The sequence below is a fragment of the Mangrovimonas sp. ST2L15 genome (assembly GCF_001280515.1).
GTDB classification, from domain to species: domain Bacteria; phylum Bacteroidota; class Bacteroidia; order Flavobacteriales; family Flavobacteriaceae; genus Mangrovimonas; species Mangrovimonas futianensis.
On sequence record NZ_LBIQ01000030.1, the window covers coordinates 1,816,080 to 1,834,413 of the forward strand.

Sequence of the window (18,334 nt, forward strand, 5' to 3'; positions counted from 1 at the left end):
TATTAAAATGATTTCATTGGATTGGTTTCTTTATATTTGAATATTAACCAATTACATAGATATGAGAAAAGTTTTGTTTTTTGCTGTTGTCGTTTTTTTCGCATGCTCTTGCCAAGAGGAAGTTAAAGAACCGACTCCAAATGCAGGTGAAGAATTATCACAGTTACTATCAGATTACAGTGAAGAAGGCTATTCATTAAACCCTTTAATTGCTACAAGTGCTGGGGATAATAGATTTAATGATCAGTTCCCCGATTTTTTGTCAGAATCCTACAAGGCTAAAAGTAAAGAATATTTCACAAGATACAAAAAGGCAGTTTTAGCGATAGATGATTCTTTATTGACTGATACCGAGTTGATGAGTAAAAAGGTATTGCTTTGGGAGTGTGATATGAATTTGGATGGATTTCAGTTTAGGAAAGATTTAATGCCCATAGACCAAATGTGGTCTGCTAATTTGGACTTCAATCAGTTAGCCAGTGGCACAACGGCACAACCTTTTAAAACAGTAGAAGATTATGATAATTGGTTGAAAAGAGTGGATGGTTATTTGGTTTGGTTGGCTTCAGCAAAGAAGAATATGAAAGAAGGTTCCCGAAAAGGTTATGTGCTTCCTAAAGCTTTAATAGTCAAGGTGATTCCGCAATTTGAATCCTTGGCTCATGGTCCGGTAGAAGACCATTTGTTCTATTCTCCTATAAAACTTTTTCCAGATTCCTTTTCTGATGAAGAAAAATCAAGATTGACTCAATCCTATTCAGAAATGGTGGAGAATAAAATCATTCCAGCTTACGCCGATATGGCGACCTATTTAAAAGAAGACTATTTGCCTTTAGGTAGGGAAAGTAGTGGAATGGCCGCTACACCACTTGGAGATAGCTATTATCCTCATCAAATTAAAAAATATACAACCACTAACATGTCGGCAGATGAAATCCACAACTTAGGATTAAGTGAAGTGGCTCGCATAAGAGGTGAAATGGAAGCCGTAAAAAAACAAGTAGGCTTTGAGGGTGACCTCAATTCATTTTTTGAATACATCAGGAATAATAAAGAGTTGATGCCTTTTACAGAACGTTCACAAGTATTGGCTTTTTATGATAGTATTCATAAAGTCATGCAACCACAATTGGATAAAATGTTTGGAAAGCAACCGAAGACTGCTTTTGAAGTAAGGCGCACAGAGCCTTTCAGGGAAAAGTCCGCTGCGGCAAATTACAGTCCGGGCTCTTTAGATGGTACTCGACCAGGTATTTTTTATACCCCCATTCCTAATGTAGAGGAATATAATGTGTTTGATAAAGAAGATTTGTTTTTGCATGAAGCTATTCCTGGTCATCATTTTCAATGCTCATTGCAACAAGAAAATGAGGATTTACCGATGTTTAGAAAAACCTTGTGGTATAGTGCTTATGGAGAAGGATGGGCTTTATATTCAGAATCCTTAGGAACCGAGTTGGGACTTTATAAAGACCCGTATCAATATTTCGGGATGTTAAGCAGTGAAATTCATAGAGCAATTCGTTTGGTGGTTGATACAGGTATTCATGCTAAGGGTTGGACAAGAGAAGAGGCCATTAAATATTCCTTAGAAAATGAGGCAGAAGATGCAGCAAGTATAGAAAGTGAAATAGAACGCTACATGGCCAATCCGGGACAAGCTTTATCCTATAAAATAGGGCAACTTAAAATCATTGAAATGAGAAAGAAGGCAGAGCAGGAATTGGGTGATAAATTTGATATTAAGGATTTTCATGATCAGATCTTGGAAACCGGGTGTGTCCCTTTAGCGCTTTTGGAAGAACGGATGTACCAATGGATAGCATCTGCAAAATAATTGAAACCTCCTTTATTGGAGGTTTTTTTTTGAATATAAATCATCGATAAAAAAAGGAAATGTCTAATTTCAGTAGGATTTAAGGTTGTTATTTTAAATCATTATTTTCGCGCTGTAAGAAGAACTAGTTTTTACGACTTAGAAAAGAAAATTTTTATGTCCTTATTCAATAAAATCTTTAAAACATCGCCTAACTCTGAACCTGAGAAGGAATTTCACTGGCAGGAATTAAAAACCGAAGAGCAATTGGAAAACATTACGGAGCAAAGTCATGAAAAACCGCAATTGATCTTTAAACATTCAACAAGATGTGGAATTTCTCGAATGGTTAAGACACAGTTTGAAAGAAATTATGATGTAGATCCGCAAGATGCCGGAGTTCATTATTTAGATTTAATCGCTTTTAGAGAGGTTTCAAATTCGATAGCAAATAAATTTGACGTCATTCATGAATCCCCTCAATTAATAATTTTAAAGAATGGTAAGGTTCAAAAGCATGAATCTCATGGCGCTATCAATGATTTACCATTAAAACAAATCATTGAGAAACAGGTCTTTTAAATAGTTATTTAGTTAATTTGATTAAATAGGGTTTATAACGTGAAATTATCTACAAATTTCACGACAATATTTGATACCTCTACACAATATTTTATCTTTGCCACCCTATATTAGAACATACTTATGAAGATTTCATACAACTGGTTAAAACAATTCATTAAGATAAATTGGACACCTGAAAAAACAGGTGAATTACTTACAGATTTAGGTCTCGAGGTTGAAGGCATTGAAGCTTTTCAATCTGTAAAAGGAGGTTTGGAAGGAATTGTGGTTGGAGAAGTCTTAACCTGTGTTCAGCATCCAAATGCCGACCGATTAAAGGTCACCACAGTCAATATTGGAGAGGTAGAGCCTTTACAGATTGTTTGTGGCGCACCAAATGTAGCAGCAGGACAAAAAGTTCCGGTTGCTACCATTGGAACAACGTTATATACTGCCGAAGGTGAATCTTGGGAAATTAAGAAAGGAAAGATTAGGGGAGAGGCTAGTCATGGAATGATATGTGCTGAGGATGAACTTGGATTAGGAACGTCTCACGACGGTATTATGGTTTTGAGCGAGGACTTAAAACCAGGAACCTTGGCTTCTGAGATATTTGATGTAGAAAATGACCATGTTTTTGAAATTGGTTTAACGCCAAACAGAGCAGATGCCATGAGTCATTATGGAGTGGCTCGAGATTTAAAGGCAGGTTTTTTACAAAATGATATTCATTCTGAATTAATTACGCCGTCAGTAAGTGCTTTTCATGTAGACAATAGAACTTTGAAGGTGGACATTGAGATTGAAAGCAAAAAACTGGCTCCTAGATATTGTGGCGTAACGATTTCAGGAATAAAGGTTCAAGAATCTCCGGCTTGGTTACAAAACAGGTTGAAAGCAATAGGATTAACTCCTAAAAATAATGTTGTAGATATCACCAATTATGTGCTCCATGAATTAGGACAGCCACTTCACGCTTTTGATGCCACTAAAATTACTGGTAACAAAGTAGTGGTTAAAACGTTGCCTACAGGAACCAAGTTTAAAACTTTGGATGGCATAGAACGTGAGCTTCATGAAGATGATTTAATGATATGTAATGCCGAAAAACCAATGTGTATTGCAGGGGTTTTTGGAGGTGAAGATTCTGGAGTGACAGAGGGAACAACAAGTATCTTCTTGGAAAGCGCTTATTTCAATCCGGTGAGTGTCAGAAAAACAGCCAAACGCCATGGATTAAATACCGATGCGTCATTCAGATTTGAAAGAGGAATAGATCCAAATATTACTGAATATGCATTAAAGAGAGCTGCCTTGTTGATTGTTGAGTTGACGGGCGGGAAAATATCTAGTGACATCATGGATTTTTATCCTAAAAAAATAGATGATTTTCAAGTTAGATTAACCTTTGACCATGTCAACAAATTAATCGGACAGGAAATACCAAAAGATACGATTAAGCAAATTTTGACATCCTTGGACATTAAAATTAACAATGTCACTGAAGCTGGTTTGGGATTGACTATTCCTGCATACCGCAATGATGTGCAAAGGGAAGTTGATGTAATTGAAGAGATTTTAAGAGTTTACGGATATAACAATATAGAAACCACAGAAAAATTAAACGCTTCTATTTCAAATTCCAGTCGCTTTGAGGATTACAAGTTGCAAAATGTAGTAGGGAACCAATTGGTGTCTCAAGGTTTTTATGAAATTTTATCAAACTCTTTGACGACTCCAGAATATTCTGAGTTAAGCGAACAATTAAAAGAAGAGCAACAGGTTAAAATGTTGAATCCTTTGAGCAATGACTTGGGTGTTATGAGACAAAGTTTGTTATTTTCAGGTCTGGAAGCTGTTAGCCATAATATCAATAGAAGGCGTGACAATTTAAAATTGTTTGAATTTGGTAAAACGTATTTTGATTTTGGTGGAAAGAGAGAAGAATTCAAAAAATTATCGGTTTTAGTTTCTGGAGATAAGCTTCAGGAGCGTTGGAACGCAGCCGCAAAACCGAGTGACTTTTTCTTTTTGAAGGGAACTGTTACAGCTATTTTGTCTCGATTGGGATTAAATAGATTTAAAGTGTCACCTTTTAAAAATGATGTTTTTAGTGAAGGTATCAGTTTGTCAATAGGGAAAACAACTTTAGTGGAGTTTGGACTGGTTAAAAAATCTATTTTGAAGAAGTTTGGAATCGACCAACATGTTCTTTTTGCAGATTTTAATTGGGACCATGTTCTTGATATGGCCAAACATAACAAGGTTGCCTATACTGAAATTCCAAAATACCCGGAGGTGAGAAGGGATTTTGCTTTATTAATTGATGAGCATGTAACCTTTGAGGATATTGATAAAATAGCTTCGCAAACGGAGAAGGTTCTTTTGAAAGATGTTGATTTATTTGATGTTTACCAAGGAAGTAATTTACCTAAAGGGAAAAAGAGTTATGCTGTAAGTTTTACATTACAGGATGAGAAAAAGACCTTGACAGATAAGCAAATTGATAAGATTATGAGTAAGCTTCAAACCAACTTTGAAAAGCAGTTGGGAGCTGAATTGAGATAAGAAAAAAGCCTGCAAATGCAGGCTTTATTTTTTCGAATTCAATAAGCTAAAATATCTAGATGACCTTAACGTTTACTGCATTCATACCCTTTCTACCTTCCCTTAAATCGTACTCTACTTCATCACCTTGGCTAATTTTGTCGATTAATCCGGAAACGTGAACAAAATGTTCGTTGTTAGTTTCGTCTTCTACGATGAATCCAAATCCTTTAGATTCATTGAAGAACTTTACTGTACCTTTACTCATTATATTATTAAAAAAATTATTAAAGTATAAATATAGTCTTTTAGTTTGATGTTTAGGTTAAGAGAAGGAAAAAAATAAAAAAATTGAATTTCAATCAGTTAAATTTTCAAATTAAGAATTCCGATAACCATGCACTTTTAAAGGATATTTCGTATATTTAGGTATAATGTTTAAATAAAAAAGTTATGGATTCATCCTATAGTAAAATCTATACAGGAAGCTTTATTATAGCACAATTAATTGTGGATAAGCTGACGGCAATAGGAATAACCCCTATCGTGAAAGATGAAACCGAGTCAGGTAGATTGGCTGGCTTTGGCTCTTCAGTACCTGGGTATCAGGAATTATTTGTAAGTGAAGATGAACTTGAGGCCGCTATTCCAATAGTGGAAAGTGTGACCACCGAGTTGCAAGAATAAAAAAGCCTCTTAAAAAGAGGCTTTTTTAATAATTATGCTTCGTTAGCATACATTTTTTGACGGAGTTCCTTAATTTTTTTATCCTCCATATATTCGTCAAACGTCATATATCGATCAATAACTCCATTTGGAGTTAATTCGATTACGCGATTACCAACTGTCTGTGCAAATTCGTGATCATGGGTAGTTAATAATACGGTCCCCTTGAAATTCTTAAGTGAGTTATTAAAAGCCGTGATACTTTCCAAATCCAAATGGTTTGTAGGTTCATCTAGCATCAACACATTGGCCCTTATCATCATCATTCTACTCAACATACATCTTACTTTTTCACCTCCAGAAAGAACATTTGATTTTTTCAAAGCTTCATCACCACTGAAAAGCATTTTACCTAAAAAGCCTCTAATAAAAACTTCTTCTCTTTCTTCTTCAGTTTTGGCCCATTGACGTAACCAATCTACAAGCGAGTAATTATTTTCAAAATATTCACTGTTGTCTAGCGGTAAATAGGATTGGTTTGTGGTAACACCCCAAGCAAAGTTTCCAGAATCTGCTTCTTGCTTGCCATTTAGAATTTGGTAAAAAGCAGTTGTTGCTCTAGAGTCTTTAGAGTATACAACTACCTTATCGCCTTTGGCTAGGTTAATATCTACATTTTGAAACAACAATTCACCATCTAGGGAGGCGGATAGATTTTCAACATTTAAAATTTGATCCCCAGCTTCTCTTTCTCTTTCAAAAATGATGGCAGGATAGCGTCTACTGGAAGGTTTGATTTCAGAGACGTTCAACTTTTCTATCATTTTCTTTCTAGATGTAGCTTGCTTTGATTTAGCCACGTTAGCAGAAAATCTTCTAATAAATTCTTCCAGCTCCTTTTTCTTTTCTTCAGCCTTTTTATTTTGTTGTGCTCTTTGTTTTGCTGCTAATTGCGAAGATTCATACCAGAAAGTATAGTTTCCAGAAAAATGGTTGATTTTACCAAAATCAATATCTGAAATATGAGTACATACGGCATCCAAAAAGTGACGGTCGTGAGATACCACTATGACACAGTTGTCATAATTGGCAAGGAAATTTTCCAACCAACTAATGGTTTCGTAATCCAAATCATTGGTAGGCTCATCCATAATAAGCACATCGGGATTTCCAAACAAGGCTTGAGCTAAAAGCACTCTTACCTTTTGCTTTCCATCCAAATCTTTCATTAAGGTGTAATGCATATCAGCAGAAATACCCAAATTGGACAATAAAGCGGCTGCATCACTTTCTGCGTTCCATCCATTCATTTCTTCAAACTGCACCTGTAGCTCCCCAATCTTTTCAGCATTTTCATCTGTATAGTCAGCATAAAGGGCATCAATCTCCGTTTTAATCTTAAATAAAGGTTTGTTTCCCATTAAAACAGTTTCTAAAACAGAATGTTCATCATATAGATTATGGTTCTGTTCTAAAACGGACATTCTTTTACCTGGTTCCAAATGAACATGACCAGAGGTTGGATCCATTTTACCAGATAATATTTTAAGGAATGTAGATTTACCTGCACCATTGGCACCGATAATTCCGTAGCAATTGCCTTCATTAAAGGTGGTGTTAACTTCATCAAAAAGAACACGTTTGCCAAATTGGACAGATAAATTAGAAACTGATAACATATGCGCTTACTTAAAATTTTTGCAAAAGTAGAAAAAGAAGGGCCAACATAAAAGAAATGTAGTCATAATAATATTTAACAACGCCTTAACAACATCGTTAGGTGGCAACATTTACTTTTGTTGATACCATGAAAAGAAGAGGGATAAACATTTTTTCATCAGGAAATCTATGTCATTTAGCGATATTGATGTCCTTGATGGCTTTTGTTGCGTGTGAAAAAGATATTTCCACGACAACAGATACTGCCTACTTTGGAGGGGAAATCATTAATCCCAAAAACGATCGGGTTATTCTTTCTAAATCTGGGAAAGGGATAGATACCTTAAGACTGGATAAAAACAATAGATTTATCTATAAAATAAATGACTTGCAGCCTGGTTTATACACGTTTGAACTAGTTGCAGGTGATGCTAATGAGCTTCAGATGGTTTTAATTGAACCTGGTGATAGCATCATGTTTAGATTAAATACATTGGAATTTGATGAATCTTTGGTTTATACAGGAAAGGGCGCCAAGAAGAATAACTTTTTAATTGAGATGTTCCTTGATGGTGAAAACGAAGAGCGAGCCTTGTTAGGATTCAGTCAATTACCACCTAGAGACTTTGAAGAGAAGGTCGATTCCATGAGGAAGGATAAAATTAAAAAGCTGAAACAGTTTGATGATTCAAACACACCCTCCGAATTGTTTGACGAAATTGCAAAGGTGAATATTAATTATGCTTATTATTTAAGTAAAGAAGTTTATCCTTTTGCCAATTATTCTAAAAGTGAAAAGAAGATCATAGAGTCGTTACCTAAGGATTTTTATGATTTCAGAAAGGATGTCAATTATAATTACACCTTAGTAGAGGGCTACTTTCCTTATTACTATTTTCTAAAAAGACATTTTGAAAATATGGCCTTGGCTAAACATTTCAAGCACTCTAAGGATAGCGTCTTTAATAGAAAATGTGCCGGGTATAGTACCACACGATTAAATTTAATAGATAGTTTGATTCAAGAGCCTAGTATTAAGGATCCTTTATTGCTACGAGCCACCATGGAATTTATTAGTAATAATAAGAATGTGGGAGATTATGATGAATTGCTGCAGTCCTTTTTAGCAAAAAGTTCTAATGAAGATCATAAACACTATGTTTCAAATGTCATTAATTCTTTAAAAGAATTGAAGCCTGGTAACTACCTGCCAAATATTGCGGTTTATAATACCAAAGGGGAGGAAGTGGACCTTAAGAATGTGGGAGGAAATGGGCAGCCTAAGGTGCTTTATTTTTGGTCTAATGCCTATATGAATTATTTTCAAGATTGTCATAAAAAGGCAAAGGAATTGAAGGTAAAATACCCAGAGGTCAATTTTTTGGCCATCAATACGTCTTTTCATGATGTGAACACTTGGGAACAGGTGTTGAAAAAATATAAAACCAACACTGATAATGAGTACTTATTTAAGAATGTAGCCCAAGCTCAAAAAAGATTGGCGATTTACCCTATGAATAAGGTCATGATTATCGATAAAGATGGAAAAATTATAAATCCGCATACCAATATGTTCTCTTATGATTTTGAAGAGCAATTGTTGGGCATGTTGAATCAATAGAAAAAGAAAAATACTTTATAATAAAAAAGCCTCAGGATTTCTGAGGCTTTTTTATTTATAGAATGTGGAAACTAAACTTATTTATTTCCTTTATTGTAATCAGCTAAGAATTTTTCTAAACCAATGTCTGTTAATGGGTGGTTAAGTAAACCAGTAATAGAACTTAATGGTCCAGTCATAACATCAGCACCAATTTTAGCACAGTCAATAACATGCATGGTGTGACGCACAGAAGCGGCTAAAATATTGGTTTCGTATCCATAATTGTCAAATATGTGACGGATTTCAGAAATTAGGTTTAGACCATCCGTAGAGATGTCATCTAAACGTCCAATAAATGGAGAAACATAGGTTGCACCAGCCTTGGCAGCCAATAAGGCTTGCCCTGGAGAAAATACTAAGGTCACATTGGTTTTAATACCTTTATCAGAAAAGTACTTACATGCCTTAACTCCATCCTTGATCATAGGAAGCTTAATAACAATTTGGTCATGCAATTCGGCCAAAGCCTCACCTTCACGAACCATACCTTCAAAATCGGTAGAAATCACTTCGGCACTCACATCACCATCTACAATATTACAGATGTCTACGTAGTGCTTCATAATATTATCATGGCCGGTAATACCTTCTTTTGCCATTAAAGATGGGTTGGTTGTAACGCCATCCAAAACTCCTAAATCTTGTGCTTCTTTAATCTGATCTAAATTAGCTGTGTCAATAAAAAATTTCATAGTGCTTGTGTTTATAAGTGTAAAAATAACACTTTTTATTTTGTTTTGAAATATTGCGCTGCAAAATTACAATTTATAATGATTCATAAGGAGTTTTTCATATAGTTTGTCTGGTAGAATACGTTTCAGAAAAATGGAGAACTTTTGCATGAATTCTCCCACCTTATAATGCACTTTTGGTTTATCCGTATTAATAATTTTATAGATGGCTTCGGCCATTTGTTTGGGGTCACTTCCTGAATCTACATGGTCATCCATAAGTTTCAAGGTATTGCCATAAGCCATTTTATATGGAGAATCTTCTAAAACTGGTGCGTGATATCTTCCAGCAGCTATATTGGTTGCAAAATCCCCTGGGGCCACATTGGTCATTTCTATGTTGAAAGGTTTTAACTCCATCCTAAAGGCTTCCGTAATTAGTTCCAATGCGCCTTTACTAGCACTGTATACACCACGATAGGGAAGGCCCATGTATCCTGCAATAGAGGTAATATTAATAATCAAACCCGATCCTTGCAGTCTCATTTGGGGAAGCACTGCTTTGATAACGTTGATAGGACCAAAGAAATTGGTTTCAAAATTCCTTTTGATTTCCTGCTCGGGAATTTCTTCTATGGGTCCCGTGATACCCGCGCCGGCATTATTAATTAGAATGTCCAATTGACCAGAAGAATCTATCACTTCCTGGACCGCCGAGGCAATGGAGTCTACACTAGCCACATCCAAGGCAACTAAAGGTAATTTACTATTTGGATATTTTTCTGGATTTCGGCTGGTACCATAAACGGTAAAGCCTTTGTCCATTAAGAATTCTCCTATTGATTTTCCAATTCCAGATGAACCGCCCGTTATTAAAACAACTTTAGACATAAATTTTAGGTTGATTTTGCATCCAAAAGTAAGTAAATAATTGAGAAATTGATAGTGTTTGGAGTAGTGTAACCTTCACTTTGGGGTACAAAAAAAGGCAAGCTACCTACATCACACCGCTACGACCGCGTACCTTTGCTACGTTCCCGTCCTGGAGGATTAAGCAGGAGCTGGTTGTGTAGGACTTGCCGGGTGCAAAGATACCACATTTTAATTGTTTCACAATAATTTTTTAAACTGAATTTTAATAAATAACTTGCCCTGAATATTTATAAGAACATAGAGATGTTTAAAAGTCTTACTATCATATTTTTAAGTGCCTTAGCTATTTCTTGTGGCAGTAGTTCTGCCGAAAAAAAGAAGAGTCTTTCGGTCAAAACAAATTCCGAAAATCATGTATTTACTATAGGAAATACTATGGATTTTAGTTTGAACAATCCTAAAAACTATGATTTGGGAGAGGTGACTTTTTCTTTTGATGGAAAACCCGTGTCTTCATCTGTTGATTTAAGTAATATCAGATTGGGAGAACACCAATTGGTAGCACAAGTCAACTTGGACGGTGAAACAGAAACCATACAGCAGACTATTACGGTCATGAATGATATGGCACCTAAAGTTTATACCTTTAAAATTGTTAATGAATATCCACATGACATCACATCATATACCCAAGGATTGGAATTTTATAAGGGTGAATTATATGAAAGTACCGGCCAGTATGGGGAATCTAAATTGCGTAAAGTAGATTATAAAACAGGAGAGGTCATTCAGAATTATGATTTACCTAAGGAATATTTCGCTGAAGGTCTAACGGTCATGAATGATAAGGTATACCAATTGACTTGGAAGCGCGGAACCGGTTTTGTTTATGATGCCAATTCCTTTGAAAAATTAAGTTCCTTTAAATACAATGAAAGTAAAGAAGGATGGGGGATATGCAATGATGGTCAAGTGCTTTATAAAAGTGATGGGACTGAAAAAATCTGGACCCTAAATCCAGAAACACTTATGGAAGAAAGTTATGTTCAGGCATATCATAGCAAAGGTAAAGTGGTTGAGCTTAATGAGCTGGAATGGGTAGAAGGCAAGATTTACTCAAATCGCTGGCAGAAAAATGGGGTAGCTATTATCAATCCAGTAAATGGCGCTGTTGAAGGCGTAATTGACTTTACACCTTTACATAATAAAGTGACCCAGCACCAAAAACTGGACGTACTTAATGGAATTGCTTATAATCCAGAAACCAAAACCTTATTTGTGACTGGAAAAAGATGGGACAAATTATTTGAGGTTGAAATTGTAGAAAAATAAAACTATCATTGAACAGTCTCGAGAAAATAATTACAGTTTCTGAGGAAGATTTAGACGAACTTCAGCATGTCAACAACATTCGTTATGTGCAGTGGGTTCAAGACATGGCCAAAGAACATTGGCAAAAGGAAACAACCAAAGATATCAATGATCACTTTTTTTGGGTCATGCTTTCACACCATATCGAGTATAAGAAGGAAGCTAAACTTCACGATAAAATTATTATGCGAACTTATGTGAGAAAAACTGAAGGCATTTATTCCTTTCGCATCGTGGAGTTTTACAATGAAGAAACCCAGATATTGTTGGCTAAATCTGAAACCAAATGGTGTTTTATGAATGCAGATACCTTAAAGCCAAATAGAATACCAAAAGAGATTATTGAATTGTTTGATTAACCGCTTGTTATACTAAATCTTGTTTTTAAAAGTTATATTTTTGAAGACTTAACTACTAATTAATGAAATCATTCCTTTATACATTTAGTGCTCTGGTCCTTGTTCTTTTGGCCAGTTCATGTAGAAAAGACTTGGAATTTGATAATTACACAGATCGATTGGAGTTTTCAAAAGACACCGTTTATCTGGATACCGTTTTTACCAATATTGGGTCAAGCACTTATAACTTAAAAGTTTATAATCGCTCAGATAATGCCATTACCATCCCGTCCATTAGATTAGGATTGGGGCAGGATTCCGAGTATCGATTAAATGTAGATGGAATTGCAGGAAGGGAGTTTGAAAATGTGGAAATGCTAGCTAAAGATTCCATGTTTATTTTTATTGAAACTACCATAGATATCAATAATTTACCCAATTCCAATAACGAATTTTTATACACTGATGTGATTGAATTCAATACTGGAATCACGTCTCAAAAGGTAGATTTGGTCACGCTTGTAAAAGATGCAGTTTTTATCTATCCAGATCGCGATAATACTACAGGAATCATCGAAACCTTATCCTTAAATATTGGTGGCGAATCGGTGGAAACCGATATCCAAGGAAGGTATTTACTTCCAGAGGAATTGGTATTTACCAATGAAAAGCCCTATGTTATTTATGGCTATGCTGCGGTACCTAATAACGAAACTTTACTGGTTGAGGCTGGTGCCAGAATCCATTTTCATGCCGACTCGGGAATTTTAGTAGCTGAAGGTGCATCGCTTCAAGTACAAGGAGATTTTAGTGATGATGCTGAATTGATGGAAAACGAAGTCATATTTGAAGGAGATCGTTTGGAACCGCTTTTTTCTGATGTTCCGGGGCAGTGGGGAACCATATGGTTGTTTGAAGGGAGTGTGAATAATGAAATTCATCATGCTACAATCAAAAATGGTTCAGTGGCCATATTAAGTGATGGAAATCCCAATGAGATCAATGAGAAATTAAAGCTGACCAATACCCAAATCTATAACTCCAGTAATTATGGGATTTTAGGTAGAAATACTTCTATTTCCGGAGAGAACGTGGTCATCAATTATTCCGGACTGTCCTCTTTTGCAGGAACCTTGGGTGGTAAATATCGTTTTACGCATAGTACAATAGCCAATTATTGGAATAATAGTTTTAGACAATTCCCATCGGTACTACTTAATAATTTTCAAGAAGATGGCAATGGCACGTTATATTTAGCAGATTTAACGGAGGCTAGTTTTAATAACTGTATCATTTATGGCAATGATAATCCCGAGATTATTTTAGATGAAGTCGTTGACAGTGCGGTGGTTTTTAACTTTAGATTCAATCATTGTTTGATTCGATTTGATGACCCAACCAACGCTTTTGATGGACCCAACTATGATTTTGGCGATACCAATCATTATATAGGCAATCAATATAATGACGATCCGGTTTTTAGAGATCCGCATAACAATGATATGATTATTGGGGACAATTCTGGTGCGATCAATCTAGGAGATTCTGATTTTGCCAATGAGGTGCCCAACGATATTTTAAATGTCAATAGAACGGTTGCTCCAGATGCTGGCGCTTATCAGCATACTAGTTTTTGATATTTCAAATACAATTTTGCTATCTTAGGTGATAGCTATGAAAAAGATCATATTATCCACATTGTTGTGTTTAATCATAACTTCTTGTGCTACAATCTTAAAGAAGAAAACTTATGAGTTGTCTGTAAGTTCAGATGTGTCAGGCTCAAAAGTGAAAATATATGATTCAATTTATCCTCTACCGGCAAATGTAGTTGTTGAAAGGTCTAAAGAGGATTTAAATTTGATATGGCTTACTTCAGATTCAATTCAAAAAGATTATCTGGTTAAAACATCACCTAACAGTACATTTCTGTTTGCTAATCTTTTGGGTTTTCATTTCATTCCAGTAACATATGGAATAGATTTTACGAACCAAAAACGATTTTACTATGGAAAAGAAATTTTCTTAAGTTCACAAGATACTACTTATACAATATTCCCGCCAATAAGAGAAAAGGGAGTGAAAATTGCTAATTATTTTAAAAGAGAATTTCTTAGGACACCAGGTGATATGAATTTAGTGATATCTATCCCTTCCATAAATGGGTTTAATATGGATACAAAACAACATGGTGTTAGAGTGCAAACGGGGGTGTTTGGTTTTCGTACGGGGTTTGATTATTATTATTATAGAGAAGATAAATATTTTAATGTGAGTCTGGCTTTCTCCTCAGGAAGATTATTATTTTCAGATGAAAAATTGAATACATATTATTTGTCACTTACGGATAACAAAATTCTACATAGATTGAATGTAGGTTATGGTTTAAATTATAGTATAAATCGATGGAAATTTGAAGAATTTGATGAAGATGAGCCCGATCCTTGGAATGGAGAAAAGTCCATCATACATGCTGTAGGACTAATAGGCAATTGCTATCTAAATTTCAATAGAATAATTAGCGCAGGAGTTATTTACAAACCAACATTTCTTCAAGTTTATCCTGAAACCAAGTTTCAATATGAACATTTAATTAGTATTGATTTTCAGATTAAAATTCCTATTAAGAAGAATAAATAAAAAAGCCTGCTAGTTTTAGCAGGCTTTTTTATGAATAGAATGATTTCTTTAAAATTAGGAAGCAAACAATGGTAAGTCGCTCATCATATCATTGACTTTAGAAGCGATTTCTTCCAACTTGGCTTCGTCTTGATAGTTTGTGATAACGTCATCAATTAAACCAACGATGGTTTCCATATCTCCTTCTTTTAAACCTCTACTTGTAACGGCTGGTGTTCCCACACGAATTCCAGAAGTGACGAAAGGGGATTTGTCATCAAATGGCACCATGTTTTTGTTCACGGTAATATCTGCCTTAACCAAAGCCTCTTCAGCATCTTTTCCTGAAATATCCTTATTTCTCAAATCGATTAACATCATGTGGTTATCGGTTCCATTAGAGATGATGTTGTAGCCTCTTTTAACAAAAGCGGCTGCCATGGCTTCGGCATTCTTTTTTACCTGTAAGGTATAAGTTAAAAACTCATCAGTTAAAGCTTCACCAAAGGCAATAGCTTTAGCAGCAATAATGTGCTCTAATGGTCCACCTTGATTTCCTGGGAATACGGCTGAATCCAAAAGCGAAGACATTTTTCTCAAACTGCCATTTTTTAAGGTCAATCCAAATGGGTTGTCAAAATCTTTCCCCATCATAATCATACCACCACGAGGACCTCTCAAGGTTTTATGCGTAGTTGTTGTAACAATGTGACAATGTGGAAGCGGATCGCTCAAAATTCCTTTAGCAATCAATCCCGCAGGATGTGAAATATCAGCCATTAAAATAGCGCCCACACTATCAGCGATTTCTCTAAACTTCTTAAAGTCCATATCTCTAGAATAGGCAGAGGCTCCAGCAATAATCAACTTTGGTTGGTGCTCTTTGGCTGCCTTTTCAACATGGGCATAATCAATAATACCTGTTTCTTTATCTACACCATAGAAAACCGGATTATATAATTTACCCGAAAAGTTTACTGGAGACCCATGGGTCAAGTGTCCACCATGAGAAAGATCAAATCCCAATATGGTATCACCTGGCTTCAAACAAGCAGCAAAAACTGCTGTATTGGCTTGACTTCCAGAGTGTGGTTGTACGTTTACATATTCGGCATTAAATAAAGCTTTGGCACGATCTATGGCGATTTGTTCAACTTCATCTACCACTTCACAGCCACCATAGTAACGTTTTCCAGGATATCCCTCGGCATATTTGTTTGTCAACACAGAACCAGCAGCCTCCATCACTTGTGGGCTTACAAAGTTTTCTGATGCAATCAATTCTATACCATGTAATTGTCTTTCGTGTTCAGCTTCTATAAGCTCAAAGATTTGTTCGTCTCGTTGCATTTTTTGTCTTTTGTTAAAAATCCCCCAAAAATACTAAATCCATTAGTTTAATACACCAAAAAACATATATTTACTCACTCAATTTTTAACCGAGAAATTAACAATTTTCCTTGGTTTCTACTTTTAATTGAATTTGTCTACAAAATCAATTATTTTATGTAGGTTTACGAACATTTAACTAACAAAAAATAAATTTAATATGCCTTTATCAGCCAACAATCCTAATAGAAAATCTTGGTTGCATGTTGATAAGAATTCAGATTTCCCCATCCAAAACATTCCTTTTGGGGTGTTTTTAACGCGTGATGACATTATAACTATTGGAACCCGAATAGGTGATACCGCTATAGATTTAGGGGCTTTACACCAATTGGGGTATTTTGATGGAATCCCATTAACGGATGATATTTTTCTTCAAGATAGTTTGAACGATTTTATTGCGGATGGAAGAAAAACATGGAGAGCTGTTAGAAATCGAATTGCTGAGATTTTTGATGATGAAAATGATTCTTTAAAGAATAATAAAAAACACAAAGAGATTGTGTTGTTCCGTTTGGATGAAATTGAAATGCAATTGCCTGTGCAAGTAGGTGATTACACCGATTTTTATTCGAGTAAAGAACATGCTACCAACGTTGGGACCATGTTTAGAGGAGCAGACAATGCTTTAATGCCAAACTGGTTGCACATTCCAGTGGGATACCACGGTAGAAGTTCGTCTATCATCCCATCGGGAATTCCGGTGCACAGACCACAAGGACAAACCATGCCAGAAGGTAGTGAAACGCCAGTTTTCGGACCTTCCAAATTGGTTGATTTTGAATTGGAAATGGCTTTTGTAACCACAGCTGCCAATGACATAGGAGAACCTATTCCTATTGAGGAAGCTGAAGAATATATTTTTGGTTTGGTCTTGTTTAATGACTGGTCGGCCAGAGATATTCAAAAATGGGAATACGTACCATTAGGACCATTCTTGGCGAAAAACTTTGCATCGTCCATGTCACCATGGATTGTCACTTTGGATGCCTTAGAACCATTTAGAGTGGAAGGACCTAAGCCCATTGCACCTCAGTTACCTTATTTGCAGTACAAAGGAAAGAAAAGCTATGATATTCAATTGGAAGTAGCGATCAAACCTAAAAAGGCAAAAGAAACCATTGTAAGCCGTTCCAATTTTAAATACATGTATTGGACCATGGTACAGCAATTGGCGCATCATACCGTGAATGGTTGTCCGGTGAATTCAGGAGATTTAATGGGAAGCGGAACCATTTCTGGACCAACCGAAGATTCTTATGGGTCGATGTTGGAATTAACTTGGAGAGGTACCAAACCGATTACCATGGAAGATGGCTCAGAACGTAAGTTTATCAATGATAACGATACGGTGATCATGAGAGGACATTGTGAAAAAAATGGTGTTAGAATAGGTTTTGGAGAAGTATCAACCCAACTGCTACCCGTTTTTAATCCGAAAAAACACAAATAAGAATATATTGATTTATAATAACAGAAAAGGTGCTCAATTTTGAGCACCTTTTCTATTTCAATCTAAGGGTTGTGAGGTTAAATCTATGATTTTAGATTCACGCTATAGGTTTATATATTTGACTAAAGATTTATTTTCTTTTCCGTGTTATAATCGTATCAATGGTTATAGTTTTATCTACTTGGAAATCATATTTGTCGTATACAATTATTAATTCATCATCGTTATTTTTAGGGTAACTGATAGAATGAATATGTATGTCATCATGAAAATCTATATCGCTTAACTTCTCTTCAATTAGCCATAAATGTTTTTCAGTAATTTCATAAGGACAGCACGGTCCCATAAACCCTTGAAATTTTTGATATACAGTAAAGTTTTTGGATATAGTTACAATTTGGTTCGGGTAAATAGGATAAAGAATTACGGCACTAATTAGGGCTAAAAATATTCCGCCAAATAACCAAAAAAATAAAGCCAAAAGTGGTGTAATGAAATAATAACCATAATAAATTCCAATTCTTTTGAAAGGTTTTAGATTCCACAAAAATAGAGTAAGTCCGCTTGTAAATATTAAAAGGGTAATAATATAGGCTAACTTGTAATTTAGGCTAAATTCAAATATGGTTTTTGAAATCCAATTTATTATTCCAATTCCCAAAAGGAAGAAATGAGACCTCGTGAGAATAATTTTAATTTTGGGAT

Annotated in this window: 16 protein-coding genes and 1 other RNA gene; 10 read left to right on the forward strand and 7 right to left on the reverse strand. The window is 35.3% G+C overall.

Going from position 1 to position 18,334, the window contains the following annotated elements; genetic code table 11:
- Positions 1–61: 61 nt before the first annotated feature.
- The 3 genes from ZA07_RS12045 (at position 62) to pheT (ending at position 4,948) form a co-directional block, all read left to right on the forward strand.
- Positions 62–1,837 carry a DUF885 family protein gene (locus tag ZA07_RS12045; RefSeq protein WP_053971919.1) on the forward strand — a complete coding sequence of 592 codons (1,776 nt, stop codon included), beginning with the start codon at positions 62–64 and terminating at the stop codon, positions 1,835–1,837.
- A gap of 156 nt (positions 1,838–1,993) precedes the next feature.
- Complete coding sequence (gene ytxJ / locus ZA07_RS12050; protein ID WP_053971920.1) at positions 1,994–2,398, forward strand: bacillithiol system redox-active protein YtxJ; 405 nt, start codon at positions 1,994–1,996, stop codon at positions 2,396–2,398.
- Positions 2,399–2,521: 123 nt separating this feature from the next.
- Positions 2,522–4,948 carry a phenylalanine--tRNA ligase subunit beta gene (pheT, locus tag ZA07_RS12055; RefSeq protein ID WP_053971921.1) on the forward strand — a complete coding sequence of 809 codons (2,427 nt, stop codon included), beginning with the start codon at positions 2,522–2,524 and terminating at the stop codon, positions 4,946–4,948.
- A 55-nt stretch (positions 4,949–5,003) separates the two neighbouring features.
- On the opposite strand, the gene ZA07_RS12060 is transcribed toward pheT, so the two are convergent.
- Positions 5,004–5,195, reverse strand: coding sequence for a cold-shock protein (locus ZA07_RS12060; RefSeq protein WP_053971922.1), 192 nt, complete (start codon positions 5,193–5,195; stop codon positions 5,004–5,006).
- 185 nt (positions 5,196–5,380) lie between these two features.
- Here ZA07_RS12060 and ZA07_RS12065 point away from each other — a divergent pair, with 185 nt between their 5' ends.
- Positions 5,381–5,614 (forward strand): DUF2007 domain-containing protein, encoded by a 234-nt coding sequence (locus ZA07_RS12065; RefSeq protein WP_053971923.1) that lies wholly within the window; start codon positions 5,381–5,383, stop codon positions 5,612–5,614.
- Between the two features lie 32 nt (positions 5,615–5,646).
- Here the strand turns inward: ZA07_RS12065 and ZA07_RS12070 are convergent, their stop codons facing one another.
- Complete coding sequence (locus ZA07_RS12070) at positions 5,647–7,272, reverse strand: ABC-F family ATP-binding cassette domain-containing protein (protein ID WP_053971924.1); 1,626 nt, start codon at positions 7,270–7,272, stop codon at positions 5,647–5,649.
- A gap of 101 nt (positions 7,273–7,373) precedes the next feature.
- On the opposite strand from ZA07_RS12070, the gene ZA07_RS12075 reads away from it, so the two are divergent.
- Positions 7,374–8,873, forward strand: coding sequence for a redoxin domain-containing protein (locus ZA07_RS12075; RefSeq protein WP_231628676.1), 1,500 nt, complete (start codon positions 7,374–7,376; stop codon positions 8,871–8,873).
- 77 nt (positions 8,874–8,950) lie between these two features.
- Here ZA07_RS12075 and fsa read toward each other — a convergent pair whose 3' ends face one another.
- The 3 genes from fsa to ffs form a co-directional block, all read right to left on the reverse strand.
- Entirely contained in the window at positions 8,951–9,607 is a 657-nt protein-coding gene (gene fsa / locus ZA07_RS12080; protein ID WP_053971925.1) for a fructose-6-phosphate aldolase, read from the reverse strand.
- Between the two features lie 66 nt (positions 9,608–9,673).
- Positions 9,674–10,477, reverse strand: a complete 804-nt coding sequence (locus ZA07_RS12085; protein ID WP_053971926.1) for an SDR family oxidoreductase — start codon at positions 10,475–10,477, stop codon at positions 9,674–9,676.
- A gap of 92 nt (positions 10,478–10,569) precedes the next feature.
- Positions 10,570–10,668, reverse strand: an RNA gene (gene ffs, locus ZA07_RS15905) — signal recognition particle sRNA small type.
- Positions 10,669–10,762: 94 nt separating this feature from the next.
- Here ffs and ZA07_RS12090 point away from each other — a divergent pair.
- From ZA07_RS12090 to ZA07_RS12105, 4 genes are all read left to right on the forward strand, one after another.
- Complete coding sequence (locus ZA07_RS12090; protein WP_369793523.1) at positions 10,763–11,791, forward strand: glutaminyl-peptide cyclotransferase; 1,029 nt, start codon at positions 10,763–10,765, stop codon at positions 11,789–11,791.
- A gap of 8 nt (positions 11,792–11,799) precedes the next feature.
- Positions 11,800–12,189: a thioesterase family protein gene (locus tag ZA07_RS12095; protein WP_053971928.1), complete on the forward strand. Its 390-nt coding sequence runs from the start codon at positions 11,800–11,802 to the stop codon at positions 12,187–12,189.
- Between the two features lie 62 nt (positions 12,190–12,251).
- Complete coding sequence (locus ZA07_RS12100; RefSeq protein ID WP_053971929.1) at positions 12,252–13,805, forward strand: hypothetical protein; 1,554 nt, start codon at positions 12,252–12,254, stop codon at positions 13,803–13,805.
- A gap of 37 nt (positions 13,806–13,842) precedes the next feature.
- Positions 13,843–14,808, forward strand: coding sequence for a hypothetical protein (locus ZA07_RS12105; protein WP_053971930.1), 966 nt, complete (start codon positions 13,843–13,845; stop codon positions 14,806–14,808).
- A gap of 54 nt (positions 14,809–14,862) precedes the next feature.
- Here the strand turns inward: ZA07_RS12105 and glyA are convergent, their stop codons facing one another.
- Complete coding sequence (gene glyA, locus ZA07_RS12110; RefSeq protein WP_053971931.1) at positions 14,863–16,137, reverse strand: serine hydroxymethyltransferase; 1,275 nt, start codon at positions 16,135–16,137, stop codon at positions 14,863–14,865.
- Between the two features lie 199 nt (positions 16,138–16,336).
- Between glyA and fahA the strand changes: the two genes are divergently transcribed.
- On the forward strand, positions 16,337–17,629 hold the full coding sequence (gene fahA / locus ZA07_RS12115) for a fumarylacetoacetase (protein ID WP_053971932.1): 1,293 nt from the start codon (positions 16,337–16,339) through the stop codon (positions 17,627–17,629).
- A 130-nt stretch (positions 17,630–17,759) separates the two neighbouring features.
- On the opposite strand, the gene ZA07_RS12120 is transcribed toward fahA, so the two are convergent.
- Positions 17,760–18,290 carry a hypothetical protein gene (locus ZA07_RS12120; protein ID WP_157492129.1) on the reverse strand — a complete coding sequence of 177 codons (531 nt, stop codon included), beginning with the start codon at positions 18,288–18,290 and terminating at the stop codon, positions 17,760–17,762.
- Between the last annotated feature and the right edge of the window lie 44 nt (positions 18,291–18,334).